Annotated in this window: 10 protein-coding genes; 6 read left to right on the forward strand and 4 right to left on the reverse strand. The window is 71.9% G+C overall.

Annotated features, from left to right (window positions below; all coding sequences use genetic code 11):
* Positions 1 to 10 precede the first annotated feature (10 nt).
* Both ADY01_RS09955 and ADY01_RS09960 read right to left on the reverse strand, forming a co-directional pair.
* Positions 11 to 1,567: a DHA2 family efflux MFS transporter permease subunit gene (locus tag ADY01_RS09955; protein WP_049569231.1), complete on the reverse strand. Its 1,557-nt coding sequence runs from the start codon at positions 1,565 to 1,567 to the stop codon at positions 11 to 13.
* Positions 1,568 to 2,016: 449 nt separating this feature from the next.
* The gene (locus ADY01_RS09960) at positions 2,017 to 2,832 is read right to left on the reverse strand and encodes an AfsR/SARP family transcriptional regulator (protein ID WP_063784178.1); all 816 of its coding nucleotides are present in this window, start codon (positions 2,830 to 2,832) and stop codon (positions 2,017 to 2,019) included.
* 425 nt (positions 2,833 to 3,257) lie between these two features.
* Here ADY01_RS09960 and ADY01_RS09965 point away from each other — a divergent pair, with 425 nt between their 5' ends.
* Entirely contained in the window at positions 3,258 to 6,212 is a 2,955-nt protein-coding gene (locus tag ADY01_RS09965) for a helix-turn-helix transcriptional regulator (RefSeq protein ID WP_267888423.1), read from the forward strand.
* 22 nt (positions 6,213 to 6,234) lie between these two features.
* Here the strand turns inward: ADY01_RS09965 and ADY01_RS09970 are convergent, their stop codons facing one another.
* Positions 6,235 to 7,260 (reverse strand): methyltransferase, encoded by a 1,026-nt coding sequence (locus ADY01_RS09970; RefSeq protein ID WP_049569239.1) that lies wholly within the window; start codon positions 7,258 to 7,260, stop codon positions 6,235 to 6,237.
* 303 nt (positions 7,261 to 7,563) lie between these two features.
* Between ADY01_RS09970 and ADY01_RS09975 the strand changes: the two genes are divergently transcribed.
* The 5 genes from ADY01_RS09975 (at position 7,564) to manD (ending at position 12,891) form a co-directional block, all read left to right on the forward strand.
* The gene (locus ADY01_RS09975) at positions 7,564 to 8,349 is read left to right on the forward strand and encodes a FadR/GntR family transcriptional regulator (protein ID WP_049569242.1); all 786 of its coding nucleotides are present in this window, start codon (positions 7,564 to 7,566) and stop codon (positions 8,347 to 8,349) included.
* Positions 8,350 to 8,508: 159 nt separating this feature from the next.
* Positions 8,509 to 9,828 carry an extracellular solute-binding protein gene (locus ADY01_RS09980; RefSeq protein ID WP_049569248.1) on the forward strand — a complete coding sequence of 440 codons (1,320 nt, stop codon included), beginning with the start codon at positions 8,509 to 8,511 and terminating at the stop codon, positions 9,826 to 9,828.
* Complete coding sequence (locus ADY01_RS09985) at positions 9,828 to 10,784, forward strand: carbohydrate ABC transporter permease (RefSeq protein WP_049569252.1); 957 nt, start codon at positions 9,828 to 9,830, stop codon at positions 10,782 to 10,784. The genes ADY01_RS09980 and ADY01_RS09985 overlap by 1 nt, the downstream gene beginning before the upstream one ends.
* Positions 10,781 to 11,638: a carbohydrate ABC transporter permease gene (locus ADY01_RS09990; RefSeq protein WP_049569255.1), complete on the forward strand. Its 858-nt coding sequence runs from the start codon at positions 10,781 to 10,783 to the stop codon at positions 11,636 to 11,638. Before ADY01_RS09985 ends, ADY01_RS09990 begins: the two co-directional genes overlap by 4 nt.
* 29 nt (positions 11,639 to 11,667) lie before the next feature.
* On the forward strand, positions 11,668 to 12,891 hold the full coding sequence (gene manD, locus ADY01_RS09995) for a D-mannonate dehydratase ManD (protein ID WP_049569257.1): 1,224 nt from the start codon (positions 11,668 to 11,670) through the stop codon (positions 12,889 to 12,891).
* A 35-nt stretch (positions 12,892 to 12,926) separates the two neighbouring features.
* Here the strand turns inward: manD and ADY01_RS10000 are convergent, their stop codons facing one another.
* Entirely contained in the window at positions 12,927 to 14,414 is a 1,488-nt protein-coding gene (locus ADY01_RS10000; RefSeq protein ID WP_049569265.1) for a UDP-N-acetylmuramoyl-L-alanyl-D-glutamate--2,6-diaminopimelate ligase, read from the reverse strand.
* Positions 14,415 to 14,913 lie beyond the last annotated feature (499 nt).

Raw genomic sequence — 14,913 nt, forward strand, 5'->3', positions numbered from 1 at the left:
CGGGCCCCGGTCACTCCCGGCGCTCGGGCTCGGCCGCGCTCTCCCGCCGCTCCGGCGGGCGGGAGGGCAGGAGCCACGCCGCCAGCAGCGCCGTCGCCAGCGCCGCCCCGGCGCTCACCAGGAGGGAGAGACTCATCCCGTCCATGAACGCCAGGTCGGCCGAGTCCACCAGCCTGGCGCCCGCCGAGCCGCCCACCTCGTCGGCGACCAGGTGGGCCGCGACCACCGACTCGTCGACCACGTCGGCGGCGGCCCCGGGAAGCCCCTCGACGTCCAGCCGTTCCCGGTACATCTGCGTGAGCAGGCTGCCCAGCAGCGCCACGCCGATCGCGCTGCCCACCTGGCGGGTGGTCATCAGCAGGCCCGAGCCGACGCCCGCCCGGTCCGACGGCAGGTGCTCCAGGGCCGCGTCCATGGCGGGCACCAGGGAGAGCCCGGCGCCGAGGCCGGTGAGCGTCAGCCAGGTCGCGGTCAGGCCGTAGCCCGAGCCGGCCTCCGTGGTGCTGCCGAGGAAGCCGGCGAACGCCAGCACGACCAGCCCGGCCACGATCAGCGGGCGGGCGCCGAGCGACCGCTGCAACGGCACGCAGGCGCGGGCGCCCACCAGCAGTCCGCCCATCATCGGCATCAGCTGAAGCCCGGTGGTCATCGCGTCCTCGCCCCGCACGGCTTGGAGGTACTGGGGGACGACGAACAGGAGGCCGGTCATGATCATGGTCACCAGGGCCACCGTCACGGTGTTCCAGGCGAAGCCGCGGTTGCGCAGCAGGCCGACGTCGAGCATCGGGTGCGCCCGGCCGCGCTCGCGGATCACCAGCGCGCAGAGCAGCGGCACGGAACCGGCCAGCGCGACCACCACCAGCACGTCGTCCCACCCGCGGCTGGGGCCCTCGATGACCCCGAAGACCAGCGCGGCCAGGCCGGTCACGCTCAGCACGGCGCTGAGCACGTCGACCCGGGGCGCGGCCGGGTCCCTCGACTCCGGCACGAGCAGCAGGCACGCGACGATGCCGGCGGCGGCCATCGGCACGTTGACGAGGAAGATCGAGCCCCACCAGTAGTGGTCCAGGAGCCAGCCGCCGACGAGCGGCCCCAGCGGCATGCCGGCGGCCAGCGCCGCGCCGAGGGCGGCGACCGCCTTGGCCCGCTCGGCCGGGCCGAACAGGGTGGGAACGACGGACAGCGCGAGCGGGGCGACCAGCGCGGCCCCCAGTCCCATGGCGGCCCGCGCCGCTATCAGCGGTTCCGCGCTGTCGACCGTCGCGCCCACGGCCGATCCGGCCAGCAGCGCCGTGAGCCCGACGACGAGCATCCGGCGCCGCCCGAACCGGTCGCCCAGCAGTCCGGCGGGCAGCATGGTGGCCGCGAAGACCACGAGGAACGAGTCGACGATCCACTGCTGTTGGGTGGTGCTGGCCTCCAGGTCGGCGGCCAGGGTCGGCAGGGCGACGTTGAGAATGGTGATGTCGAAGCTGAGGACCAGAGCGGACGCCACCAGTGCGCCCAGCGCCCACCAGCGGCGTGGATTGTCATAGCGCTCTTCGGAAGGGTGGGGCTCGGAACTCATGGTCACCTCACTCGATAGTCACTTCGAAAGGCTCGTCACCGTCAAAAGACGGTCACTGCCACGTGGTTGGTCGACGCGTTCGGCCCGATTCCCGGCATCCCGCGCGAGTTCGCCCGGTTCACGCGGGAAAGCGTGGTCGCCTCCGTCGAGCGTCGAGTCGGGGAATGCGCTCCCCCGGACGCCGCCGCAATCCCCGCCCCTGTCGAGGAGTTCCCCCATCCGCGGGGGCGGAATCACCTCGGGCCCCGCCCGTGACGTCGCGGGGCCGCTTCCCGGCCGACCCCACTTCTCACCCCTGAACGCGGGAGTGCGGCCGGCCATCGCCTTTCCCTCGGCGCGCCGGCGTCACTTTCGGAAGAGGAGTGCCCCGCTTACACCGGCGCCCACCGTGAGCCGCGACGGCTCCGGCCGCGGTCGCCGAGGGCGGGTCGGCGCGGTGTCATGAGGTGTCATCGGGCGCCCACCGCCGTCGGCGCCCGCCGCGAGGTGGTCGGCTCCGGCGAGCAGTCCAGGCCGGCGCGTATCCGGCGGTGCACATTCTGGAGTCGCTGGCCCGGAGCGATGTCGAGCTCTCTGCCGAGACTGCGCCTCACCCGCTCGTAGGCGCGAAGCGCCTCCGCCCGCCGTCCGGTTCGGTACAGCGCCAGCATCAGATGTCCGTGAATCTCCTCCCACATCGGATATTGCAGGGTCAGTTCCTGAAGTTCCCCGATGAGATCCTGATGCCGCCCCAGCCGCTGGTCGGCGCTGATGCGCCTTTCCAGCGCGGACATGCGCAGCTCGGCCAGCCGGGCCGCCGAGCTCCGCAGCAGCAAACCCTGCGGTGTGTCGCACAGCAGCGGACCGCGCCAGAGGGCGAGTGCCTGGTGCTGGTAGTCGGCCGCCGCCTGGACATCACCCGCCTCCAGCGCCGCACCGCCCCTGGCGTGCAGGTGTTCGAAGTCGGCGAGGTCCAGTTCCCCCCGGGCGACGCGCAGCAGGTACCCGGGCCGCTTGGTCAGCAGTATGCGGCGCCCGAGCCCGGTCTCCATCTGGTCGAAGCTCTTTCGCAACTGCGATATGTACACGTGCAGGGTGGCGATCGCGGTGCGCGGTGGCCGCTCATTCCACAACTCGTCGACGAGGGTGGTCGCCGAGACGACGTGATTCGCGCGGATCAGCAGGGTACCCAGCACCGTTCGGACCTTGGGCGGCCCCGGGGGCGCCATCGCGGACCCGAGATGGGTCGCTCTCATGTCCAGCGGGCCCAGAATCCCGAATCTCATCCCGTGCTTCCTATCGTTGCGATCAATCAGTTCGGCGTCATGATGGCCGATTCCGGTCGGCCGGGGCGCTGTCGCGGGTGATCCCTGGGGTTTTCCGCGGAAGTTCTGGGGGAGGTTCCGGCCCCCCGGGGGTCGCGTCGTGTTCGGCGGGCGGGGAGAGACCTCGACCGTGTGTGGTCGTCCGGCCGTCGGAAAGAGTTCCAAAGTTCAACTGAAGTGCTGGTGACGTTCTCGCTCGACGACCTGAAGTGATCCCGTTATGTCAGCTTTGCAGTAGTTACCGGGGCTACTTACTGGCGGGAAGCTAGAAGTTTGCTGAAGAGAGCCGTAAGGTCCCGGGTGGGCCAAGGCCCGTCGTGCCTTGATACCCGTCGGTCAAGTCTGACCAACTTGACCGAAAATATCGACCATCGGGGGTTTTGCGTATGGCCGTGGAAAGTATTGCGCTTGTCGAGCGCGATCACGAACTCAGCATCATGGGATCGGCGGCGATGAGATGTGTGGAGAAGAAAGGCGAGCTTCTCATCGTCGAAGGAGCGGCCGGGCACGGCAAGACCGCTCTTCTCTCCGCCTTTCGCGATATCGCCGCCGAGAACGGATTCCAGATCCTCCAGGCCCGCGGCAATGAATTGGAGAGTGAATTCTCCTTCGGAGTGGTACGCCAGCTCTTCGAGGACTGGCTCGCCTCCGCGGCGCCCGAGGAACGGCGCCGCGTCCTGCGCGGGCCCGCCGAACTCGTCGCCCCGCTCCTGGATCACGGCTCGGCGAGCGCACCGGCCGCCGCCGGAGACGAGCAGCACGCCACCCTCATCGGCCTGTACTGGTTGTGCGCCCACATCGCGGAGCGCGCGCCCCTCGCCCTGCTGCTCGACGACATCTGGTGGGCCGACGAGGCGTCACTGCGCTTCCTGCACTACCTCACCGCGCGCATCGAGGACCGGCCCATCCTGCTGGCCCTCACCACCGATCCGGCGGAGTGGGGCCACCAGGCCAGGAACATGGGCGCCATCGTCTCCCACCCGGCGGCCCGGCTGATCCGCCTGGCCCCGCTCAGCGAGGCCGGGAGCCGGGCCTGCATCGGCGAGCGGCTGGGCGAGGAGACCGATCCCCGGCTGGTGGACGCCTGCCTCCAGGCGACCGGCGGCATACCGTTCCTCCTGCACGAATTACTCGGCGAGATCACCGAGTCCAAGCGGGACGCCGGCGACCTGGCCCCCCACCGGGTGTTCGATCTCGCCCCTCCCAAGGTCGTGCGCGGCGTACTGCGGCGGCTCGCCTTTCTCCCGCGCCCGGCCGTCGCGCTGGTCGAGGCCATGGCCGTGCTCGGCACCGAGGCCGACGTCAAGCACGCCGTCGACGTCTCGGGCGTCGACCAGCGGACCGTGGCCGAGGCCCTGGGCGCACTCGCGGACATCGGGCTCCTGCGCCCGGGAGTTCCCCCCCGGTTCGTCTACCCCACCGTCCGCGCCGCGATCTACCAGAACATGCCGGTCAGCGCACGGAACGCCGCGCACGCGCGGGCGGCGCACTTCCTCCACCAGGCCGCCGCGCCGCTCGACGACATCGCCCGGCACCTGCTGCGCGCCGACGTGGCCGGGGACCGCACGGTCGTCGCCGTGCTCCGCAGGGCGGCCCGCAGGGCCGTCGCCGACAACCGCCTCCCCGACGCGGTGACCTACCTCACGCGCGCCCTTCAGGAGCCGCCGGCGCCCGAGGAGATGGTGGCCCTGCTCATCGAGCTCGGCAGGGCCGAGCTCGACGCCCAGATGCCCAAGGCCCTGGACCACCTCAGCCAGGCGATGGAGCTGGCCCAGGACCCCGTGGTGCGGGGCCGGGTGGGTCTCGACCTCGGCGCCGGGCTCCTGGCGGCGGGCCGCAACGACGAGGCGGTCAGCCTGCTCGAAGAGCTGCGCCAGGAGGTCGACGGCAGGGACGAACAGCTCGCCACGCTCCTGGACATCGCCGCCATCGCGGCCGCCCAGCAGGTTTCCCACCTCCACAGCAGGGCGGCGCAGCCGCTGCGGCGGCTGGCCGAGGAGGGTGCCGAGAACCCGAGCGCGGCACGCCTGCTCGCCGCGAACCGCGCGACCACGGCGCTCCGCCAGGGCGCGCCCGCGGACCGGGTCGGCGAGCTGGCCGAGGAGGCACTCAAGGGCGTGCTCCCCGGCGGCCTCGCACTCGACCTCGACAACGTCTCGGCGTATCTCTGGTTCGAGATCGCGGCCGTCCTGGCCTCCTGCGACCGGCTCGGCGACGCGGACCGCCTGCTCACCCGCGCCCTGGAGGGGGCGCAGGGCAACGGCAAGCTCCTGGCCACCGGCATCTGCCGGGCGCTGCGCGCCTGGGTCCGCGGTCAGAGCGGACGGCTGGCCGACGCGGAGAGCGACGCGCGGATGGTGCTCACGCACACCAACACCTTCGGCCTCCGGAGCCCCGCGGCGGTCCTCGCCGTCACCTCCCTCGCCGAGGTGCTGACGGCGCGTTCGGAGTTCGCCGCCGCCAAGTCCCTCGTCCACGAGTACGAGTTCAACGCGACGGTCAAGCGGTCGTTCGCGTACGCCCCGGTGCTGTTCGCCCGTGGCCGGCTGCACGCGGCCCTGGGCGACCTCGACACGGGCATCCAGGACTTCGCCCAGGGGTGCCGGCTCCTGGAGGAGTCGGGCCTGCACAACCCCACGCTGTCGCATGCCGCGGAGACGGTGGTGATGCGGGTCCAGGCGGGACGGACGGACGGGGTGCTCGGCAGAGCCGAGGCCCTGCTCTCCCGGGCCAGAGCGTTCGGAGCCCCCCGGTCGATCGCCGCCGCGCTCCGCGCCCTCGGGCTGGCGACACCGGGCGCCACGGCCATCGGCCACCTGGAGCAGGCCGCCGACCTGCTGGCCGGCACCGAGGCACGGCTCGACCACGCCACGGTCCTGGTCGACCTCGGCAGTGCGCTGCGCCGGAGCGATCGGCTGGGCCAGGCCAGAGGGAGGCTGACCCGCGGCCTGGAAGTGGCGCAGGACTGCGGCGCGTGGGGTCTGGCGAAGGTGGCCAAGGCCGAGCTGTCGGCCATGGGGGTGCGGGTACGGCTCGCCGAGGAGGGGGTGGGCAGCCTCACCCCCCAGGAGCGGCGGGTGGCCGACCTGGCGGCGGAGGGGAAGCGCAACCGCGACATCGCGCTCGAACTCTTCGTCACCATCAAGACCGTGGAATGGCACCTGAACCGGGTGTACCGGAAGCTGGGCATCGCCTCGCGCGACGAGCTGCGCAAGGCGCTCACCGAGGACTACGTCCACGTGCCCGGCTCCGCCTCCCGTTCCTCCCGGCCGCAGGGCGATCCGGCGCCCGTGCCCGGAATCCACCATGGCGCCCCCCGCCCGGGGGTCCTGCACGGGTAGCCGCCCGGCCGGGCCCGCCGGGCTACCGCAGGGTCGCCTCCAGGATCGAGAACGGCGTCTCCCCCGAGACGACCCGGTCGAGATCGAATCCCCCACTGGTCAGCAGCTTCTCGAACTCCTCGGCGCCGCGCTCGCGTCCGGTCAGCATCGTCAGCATGGTCAGGTCGATCATCTTGGTGAGGTGCGGCGCGTCGCCGTCGGGTACGAGGCCCTCGATGACGACGAGCCGCGCGCCGGGGCGCGCGGCTCTCGCGATGTTCCCCAGAACGCGCAGGCAGGAGTCGTCGTCCCAGTCGTGCAGGATGTAGGCCAGCAGGTAGACGTCGGCCACGGGGACGGCGTCGAAGAAGTTCCCGGGCACCGCCTCGACGCGATCGTCCAGGCCCCGCCGGGCGAGGTTGTCTCGGGCGGAGGGCACCACCTGCGGCAGGTCGAGGACGATGCCGCGGCGGCTCGGGTCCTTCCGCAGCAGCTGCCACAGCACCGTGCCGTCGGCGCCGCCGAGATCGGCCACGACGTTCCCCGCGGGCAGCGTGTAGCCGTCCAGCAGCCCGCCGCGCAGCGACGCCGTGAGATCGGCCATCGCCTCGTTCTGCACCGCGATCATCTCCGGCCGGGCGGCCACCCAGTCGAAGAAGGGCTCGCCGAGGTAGTGGTCCGCGGCCGGTTCGCCGGTTCTGAGGGTGTGCGGGAGCTGGGAGAACGGCAGGTAGTGCGTCTCCATCCAGTAGAGCGCGGCTCCCCGCACCGACCGCGGATGCGTCGCGGACAGGGTGGCCCCGAGGTCCGTGGTCCCCACGAGATCGCCGTCGGTGCGGAAGACGCCGAGCGGGGCGAGGGCGCGGATCAGGCGGGACAGCGCGTCGCGATGCGTGCCCGAGGCCCACGCCAGGTCGCCGACGGTCAGCGGCCCGTCGTCGAGGGCGGTCGCCAGGTCGAACTTCGCGACGGCGTACAGGGCTTGGGAGATCTGGAAGCCGCCCAGCATCTGCGCCATGAGCGCGCTGGCGCCCGGCGGAGGCGTGTCGGGCGCGGTGGCTGCGTTCACGGGCCTTCCCTCATGTCCTGGTGTGCTCGGTGGCATACTGCCCGACCGGCGGCGTGCCCCCGGTCGGGCACGGCGGCACCGACGCCCCCGCCGGTCGCGGCCCGCACCTCGAAGCCGCTCGCCGGCCGCCCCCTCCGCGACGGCGCCGACCCGGCCTCTCGGACGGGTGTCCGGCGGCGTACGGCGACATACGGCGGCGTACAGCGACATACAACGGACCACGCGGTCCTCGCCCCCGGGTCGGCGAGCCCCGGCCCTTCTCATCCGGGGAGCCCTCCGGTCCCGGCTGTTAAGCTCCTGAGCATGCCCGTCGCACCCTCATCACCGTCGGGCCGCGTCGCGCCGCCGTCCCAGCGCGGACTGCTGACCGAGCGCATCGCGCGTCAGCTGGAGCACGACATCCGGTCCGGAGACATCGCCGTCGGGGCCAAGCTGCCCTCCGAACGCGAGCTCGCCGTCCAGTTCGGAGCGAGCAGGAACGTGGTGCGCGAGGTGCTGCGGAGGCTGGAGGCCCAGCACCTGATCGAGGTGGCGCCCGGCCGGGGCTCCTTCGTGAGCGAGCAGACCTCCGGGCAGGCGCGCAGCTACGACGTGCTCTACCGCGCGGGCCGCCCCACCGTCCGGCACCTGATCGAGGCGCGGATCCCGCTGGAGATCGAGATCGTCGGGCTGGCCACCGAGCGGGCCGGCGAGGCGGACCTGACCGTGATGCGGGCGGCCAACCACGCGCTGGAGTCGGCGACCGACGTCGTCCGCAGGGCCCAGGCCGACCTGGTGTTCCACGACGCGATCGCGCAGGCCAGCGGCAACCCGGTGCTGCGGATCATGCTGTCCTCGATCAGCGGGATGATGTTCGAGATGATGCTCCGCTCCAACTCCGACCCGTCGATCGCGGAACCGGGCGTGCCGCACCACCCCGAGATCCTCCAGGCGATCGAGGCGCGCGACGTCGATCTGGCGCGCGCCCGCATGCGCGAGCACCTCACCCTGGGCATGCGCACCTACGGCGCGGACCTGGACGTCAGCGTGGACGCCATGGCCCGGCAGCACCTGGAGACGCTGCTGCGGCAGTCGGACGGGCACCGCTAGCCCAGCGGCACCGCGGTCACCCAGGGGCGTTCGCCGGTCGGCGCAGCGTGAAAGGGCCGGTCAGGGCTGGTCAGGGGCCATTCCCCGCTGCTACGGTCCAGCTGGTCCTACCAGTTGGACCAGGGATGAGCACCTCACAGCAGAAAGTCGAGGACGAGGATGTCCACGAGCAGCCAGCCGGTCAGCCGCCGCTCCTTCGGCAGGCTCGCCGCGGCCGCGGCGGCCGCCGCGGGCGGGGTGACCCTCGGCGCCTGTTCGGCCCGCGGCGGCTCCGCGTCCCCCGACGCGCCGCTGCGGATCATGGCGGTCAACCACGTCTGGTCGCAGGAGATCAGCGGGCGCATCCCCGAGTTCGAGGAACGCGTCGGGCGCCGCGTCACGATGACGATGCTCACCGCCGACCAGCTCGCCAACAGCTACAACGTCAAGCTCAACGCGTCCGCCACGGATGTCGACGTCATGATGGTCCGGCCGCTCCAGGAGCAGCTGCTCTTCGCGCACAACGAGTGGCTCGCCGACCTCACCGACCGGGCGAGGGGCGATGCGGAGTACGACTGGGCGGACTTCCAGGACGCGCCCCGCGAACGGTCCCTCACCGCGGGCCGGGTGCTGAGCGTCCCCGTCGTCACCGAGCGGCCCGCGCTCTACTACCGCAAGGACCTCGTGGCGGACCTCGGCGGGCCGCCCGCCACGTTGGACGAGCTGATGGACATGTCGCTCGAACTCGCCGACCGGAGGAACAACTTCTTCGGCTACGTCGGCCGGGGGCAGCGCAACGGCGCGGTCAGCCAGTGGTCGAGCTTCCTCTACTCCTTCGGCGGCGACTTCACCGACGGCGGGCGATCGCGCATCGCCACGCCCGAGGCGATAGCCGCGTACGAGTTCTACGGCAGGCTGCTGGAGCGGGCGGGGCCGCCGGGAGCCACCAACATGAGCCTCGAACAGGCCATGCCGATCTTCGCGCAGGGCAAGGCGGCGTTCTACATCGACGCCGACGCGATCTTCACCAACTTCCTCGACCCCGGGGTCTCCACCGTCCAGGACACCGTCGGCTTCGCGCCGTTCCCCACCGGGCCCGCGGGCTTCCTGCCGCACAACATCCCCTCGTGGAGCCTGGCCATCAACGAGTTCTCGCTGCTGAGGGACGACGCGTGGGAGTTCCTCCTGTGGGCGTCGAGCCCCGAGATGGTCGCCGCGCTCCAGGCCAAGGGCATCCCCGGCGCCCGCCAGTCCGCCTGGTCCGACGCGCAAACGCTCGCGGCGTTCCCCTCCGACCTCGGCGAGACCATGCGGATCAGCGCGGAGAACGGCATCGGGCACGACCGGCCCGAGGTCCTCCAGGTCAGCCGCGCCCGGGACATCGTCGGCCGGCCCCTGGTGGCGGGGATCCTCGGCGAGTCCGTGGAGCCCGTGGCCCGCGACGCGGACGCCGAGTTCGCCGACTTCCTCGTCCGTGACAACCGCCACCGGGAGTCCTGATGTCCGCCACCCAGACCCCCGGCAGGACGCGGAACGGCCCCGCGCCGCGCGCCGGGACACCCCGCGCCCCGCGCACGTTCGAGCAGGCCAACCGCCGCCTGAAGTGGGCCATGCTCGCCCCGGCGCTCGCGTTCGTGGCGGCGATGATCGTCTTCCCGCTGGCGTTCACCCTCAACCTCAGCCTCACCGACGCCTTCGGCGCCGTGAACGCCGACAAGGGCTACATCGGCCTCCAGAACTTCCAGGACGCGCTGGAGGATTCCCGCCGCTTCTGGCCCGCCCTGCGCCGCACGGTGTTCTTCACCGTCGGCGCCGTCGCCGTCGAGACCGTGCTCGGCCTCGCGCTGGCCATGCTGATGCGCAAGGCGTTCACCGGCATGCGGTGGGTCCGCACCATCCTCATCATCCCGCTGCTCACCACCCCGGTGGCGATCGGCATCCTGTGGCTGCTGATCCTCGACCCCACCAACGGCATCGCCAACCACCTGCTGGACTCCGTCGGCCTCCCGCCGCAGGAGTTCCTCGGCTCGGTGAGCCAGTCGCTGCCGACCCTCATGCTCATCGACGTGTGGCAGTGGACGCCCATGATGACGCTGCTGCTGCTCGCCGGCCTCTCGACCCTGCCGGAGGAGCCCGAGGAGGCGGCGCTCGTGGACGGGGCGAACGGCTGGCAGCGGTTCCGGCACGTGGTGCTGCCCATGCTCGTGCCGACGCTGATGACCGCGCTCGTGCTGCGCTCCGTCGACGCCCTCAAGACGTTCGACATCCTCTACGCCACCAAGGGACCGGGCGGCGGCTCCGACTTCGAGGCCGAGACCCTCAACGTCTACGCCTACGGCCTCACCTTCGACTACCAGGAGTACGGGCTCGCCTCGGCCGTGCTCGTGCTCTTCACGCTCTTCATCATCGGCGCCGTGGTCCTGCTGCGCCGCCGCGCCGGAAGGAATTCCGCATGACCGCCAACGCCGCCCCCCGCCGCGCCCCCCTCAGCGCCGGCCGGCGCCGGCGCCACCTGGCCCGGCTGCGGGGCGTCGCCGTCACGGTGGTCTCGCTGATCTTCGCGCTGCCCATCGTGTGGATGTTCGCCGCCGCGTTCAAGACGAACGTGCAGGTCACCGACCCGACCGTCGGGCTGGTCTTCTCGCCGACCCTGGAGAACTTCCGCAATGTCCTCCGGGACGGCGAGATCCTCCAGGCGATGCGGAACTCGCTGATCGTGGGCTGCCTCTCCACGGCGCTGTCCGCGCTCATCGCGGTCCCGGCCGCCTGGGCGGTCGGCCGGTTCCGGATGCACCGCACCGGATCCGTGGTGCTCATCGCGCGCATCGTCCCCGCGGTCTCCCTGCTGGTGCCCTGGTACTACCTGTTCGCCCAGGCGGGCCTGGTGGGCAGTTACACCGTCCTCGTCCTCAGCCACATGTTCGTCTCCGTGCCGCTGATCCTGTGGATCATGATCGGCTTCTTCGAGGGCCTGCCCGTGGAGCTGGAGGAGGCCGCGCGGACCGACGGGCTCTCCGCCTTCGGCGCGTTCTGGCGCATCGCCCTGCCCCTGGCCGCGCCCGGCACCGCGACGGCGTCGCTGCTGGCGTTCGTCGCCAGCTGGAACAACTTCATGTTCGCGCTGCTCTTCGCCGACGAGGACACCCAGACCGTGCCGGTGACCCTCTTCAACTTCATCTCCTACGCCAGCACCGACTGGGGCGGCCTGATGGCCGCCGCCACCCTGATGACCATCCCGGTCGTCCTCGCCGCGGTGATCGGACAGAAGTTCCTCGTGGCCGGCCTCACGGCCGGGGCCACCAAGGGCTGACCCACCCCACCTCCCAGGAAGACCTCCCCATGAAGATCGTCGACGCGCAGGTCGTCGTCACCAGCCCCGGCCGGAACTTCGTCACCCTGAAGATCACGACTGACGAGGGCGTCACCGGCCTCGGCGACGCCACCCTCAACGGGCGCGAGCTCGCCGTCGTCAGCTACCTCCGCGACCATGTGGCGCCGCTGCTCATCGGCACCGACCCGCATCGCATCGAGGACACCTGGCAGTACCTGTACCGGGGCGCGTACTGGCGCAGGGGGCCGGTGACCATGGCCGCGATAGCCGCCGTGGACGTCGCGCTGTGGGACATCAAGGCGAAGGTCGCGGGACTGCCGCTGTACCAGCTGCTGGGCGGCGCGAGCCGGGAGCGCGTACGCGCCTACGGGCACGCCGGCGGCTGGGACCTTCCCTCGCTGTTCGACTCGATCCGCGCCCGGCGGGCGGAGGGCTACCAGGCGATCCGGGTGCAGACGGGCGTGCCGGGACTGGAGAAGGTCTACGGCGTGCACCGCGACGCCGCGCTCGCCCGGGAGAACGCCACCCGCCTCGACCAGCGGCCGTCGCCCGTGGTCGAGGACTGGGACACCGCCGGCTACCTGCGGCACATCCCGCGGGTGTTCGAGGCGGTCCGCGAGGAGTTCGGGCCGGAGCTGCCCCTGCTGCACGACGCCCACCACCGGCTCACGCCGATCCAGGCGGCGCGGCTCGGCGAGGAGCTGGAGCCCTACGACCTGTTCTGGCTGGAGGACTGCACCCCCGCCGAGAACCAGGAGGGCCTTCGGCTGGTGCGCCGGCACACCAGGACGCCGCTGGCGATCGGCGAGATCTTCACCACCGTCTTCGACTACCAGACGCTGGTGGGGGAGCAGCTCATCGACTACGTGCGCTCCGCGGTGACCCACTTCGGCGGCGTCACCCCGCTGAGGAAGCTGTTCGACTACGCGGCGCAGTACCAGATCAAGAGCGCCATCCACGGCCCCGAGGACATCTCGCCGGTCGGCATGGCCGCCGCGATCCACCTCGACCTGGCGATCCACAACTTCGGCATCCAGGAGTTCTCCGGCCACACCGCGCTGACCGACGAGGTGTTCCGGCACGCCTACACCTTCACCGACGGCCACCTCCACCCCGGCGAGGAGCCGGGGATCGGCGTCGAGCTGGACGAGGACCTGGCCGCCGCCCACCCGTACCGCCCGGCCTACCTCCCGGTCAACCGCCTGCTGGACGGCACCGTCCACGACTGGTGATGGCCCCCCGTGCTGCGGCCATCACCCCGTACCGCCTACGCCGCGGTCGCGAGTTCGCGAGCGGTCGCCATGTCGCTGAACGGGAGAAGCCGCTCGCCGACGATCTGATACGGCTCGCTGCCCTTCCCCGCGATCAGGACGATGTCGTTCCGGTCGGCGACGGACAGCGCGTGGGCGATCGCCCGGCGGCGGTCCGCGATCCGTTCGAACGGAGTGCCGGTCGCCGCGAGTCCCGGAGTGATCTGGTCCATGATCGCCTCGGGGTCCTCGCCACGGGGGTTGTCCGAGGTGAGAACGCACAGGTCGGAGTGGAGCCCCGCGATCCGACCCATGGGGGCGCGCTTGGTGACGTCCCGATCCCCGCCGCAGCCGAAGACGGTGATGACCCGGGCGGGGGCGAACTCCCTGATGGCGGTCAGGACCTTGTCCAGGGAGTCGGAGGAGTGGGCGTAGTCCACGATCACGGAGGTGCCGCCCGGGGTCTCGAAGCGTTCGAAACGCCCCGGGATCGGAGGCATCCTCTCCAGACTCGTGACCAGCCCTTCGAGGTCGTGCCCCAGCAGGTGGCAGGCCGCGACGGCGGCCAGGGCGTTGGCCACCGAGAACCGGCCGGGCAGGGGGATCACCGCCGGATACTTCTGGCCGGCGTGATGGAGGGTGAAGTGCGTGCCGAACGCGTCCATGATGAGGTCGGTCGCCCGGTAGTCCGCCTCCGCGTCGAGGGCGTACGTGGTCACCGCGCCGGGCATCATCGCCGGGACGAGCGCACCCACCGGGTCGTCGGCGTTGACCACCGCGCGCCGGCACAGGCCCTGGAACAGCCGGAGTTTGGCGTCCCGGTAGTTCTCCATCGTGTCGTGATCGTCCAGGTGGTCCGGCGTCAGGTTGGTGAAGACGCCGACATCGATGAACGCGTGGTCCACGCGGTGGGTCAGGAGCCCCATCGACGTGGCCTCCAGAACCACGCTGCCCACCCCCCGGTCGCGCATGCACCCCAGCAGATACTGGAAGTCCGGGGACTCCGGCGTGGTCAGCGCCGACCGCGGCATGGGGATCAGCTCGTCGCCGATCCGGCTGCCGGCCGTCCCGATGACCCCGACCCTGGCCCCCTCGGCGATCCGCAGCACGGACTCGACCATGTACGACACGGAGGTCTTCCCATTGGTGCCGGTGATGGCCACCATGTCCATCCGCCGCCCCGGCTCGCCGTAGTAGCGGGAGGAGGTGAGGGCGGCGGCGACGCGGGTGTCCGGCACCCGGACGACGCATACATCCTCGGCGGTCGCCCAGACGGACGGTGGCGGGTCCGGCACCCCGCCATCGACGAGCACCGCCACCGCGCCGCGTGCGAGCGCCGCTCCGACGGACTCGGGGCCGCCCTCGCGATGGCCGGGCACGGCGATGAACAGCGACCCGGGGGACACCCGGTGCGCGTCGAAGCACGTGCCCGCGGTGATGTCCGTGTCCGGATCGCCTCGAAGGACCTCATGGTCGTTCCCGGCCAACAACTCACTCAACTTCACAGGGGTCCCTTCGGTGTTGCGGCTGGGCCGCTCGCCCGGATGGCGTCGACGGGGGTACGCCGAAGCCCGGGAGGGCGGAACGGGTGGTGCGGCGGGTGCGCTGACCCGGGCGGGTGAGGAAGGCCCGTGACGAGCACGACGTCACGGGCCAGCCCGGGCGGACGGTCTTGCGGTGCTCAGGTGCTCAGGTGCTCAGGGTGCGGGGAGCGAGGGCCGTCCGCGTGGAGAGGAGTCCACGGAGCGGAGGCCGGCGGGCAGGGCCCGTCGAGAGATCGCTAGCCGTGGCCGTACAACGCCCGGCAGCCCGCCTGCGGCGCTTCGGCGCCGGTCGCGGTCGCCGGGTACCGGGCACACGTGCGGGGAGCCCGTCGAAGGCACTCCCTCATGGCACGCGCGTGACCCATGCGCCGAGTGTACGTCCCGGCGGGTGCCCCGACCCTCCCCGCGCCGAGCCGCGCCCGCTCCAGCCCGCCGCCGGGCCGGCGGGACGCCGCTGCCC

This window comes from Streptomyces sp. SBT349 (genome assembly GCF_001083795.1).
GTDB lineage: Bacteria > Actinomycetota > Actinomycetes > Streptomycetales > Streptomycetaceae > Streptomyces.

What these genes read in the sequence shown, in the direction of transcription:
- ADY01_RS09955 (WP_049569231.1), bottom strand. Translation starts at nt 1,567, where the DNA reads ATGAGTTCCGAGCCCCACCCTTCCGAAGAGCGCTATGACAATCCACGC.
- ADY01_RS09960 (WP_063784178.1), bottom strand. Translation starts at nt 2,832, where the DNA reads ATGAGATTCGGGATTCTGGGCCCGCTGGACATGAGAGCGACCCATCTC.
- ADY01_RS09965 (WP_267888423.1), top strand. Translation starts at nt 3,258, where the DNA reads ATGGCCGTGGAAAGTATTGCGCTTGTCGAGCGCGATCACGAACTCAGC.
- ADY01_RS09975 (WP_049569242.1), top strand. Translation starts at nt 7,564, where the DNA reads ATGCCCGTCGCACCCTCATCACCGTCGGGCCGCGTCGCGCCGCCGTCC.
- ADY01_RS09980 (WP_049569248.1), top strand. Translation starts at nt 8,509, where the DNA reads ATGTCCACGAGCAGCCAGCCGGTCAGCCGCCGCTCCTTCGGCAGGCTC.
- ADY01_RS09985 (WP_049569252.1), top strand. Translation starts at nt 9,828, where the DNA reads ATGTCCGCCACCCAGACCCCCGGCAGGACGCGGAACGGCCCCGCGCCG.
- ADY01_RS09990 (WP_049569255.1), top strand. Translation starts at nt 10,781, where the DNA reads ATGACCGCCAACGCCGCCCCCCGCCGCGCCCCCCTCAGCGCCGGCCGG.
- manD (WP_049569257.1), top strand. Translation starts at nt 11,668, where the DNA reads ATGAAGATCGTCGACGCGCAGGTCGTCGTCACCAGCCCCGGCCGGAAC.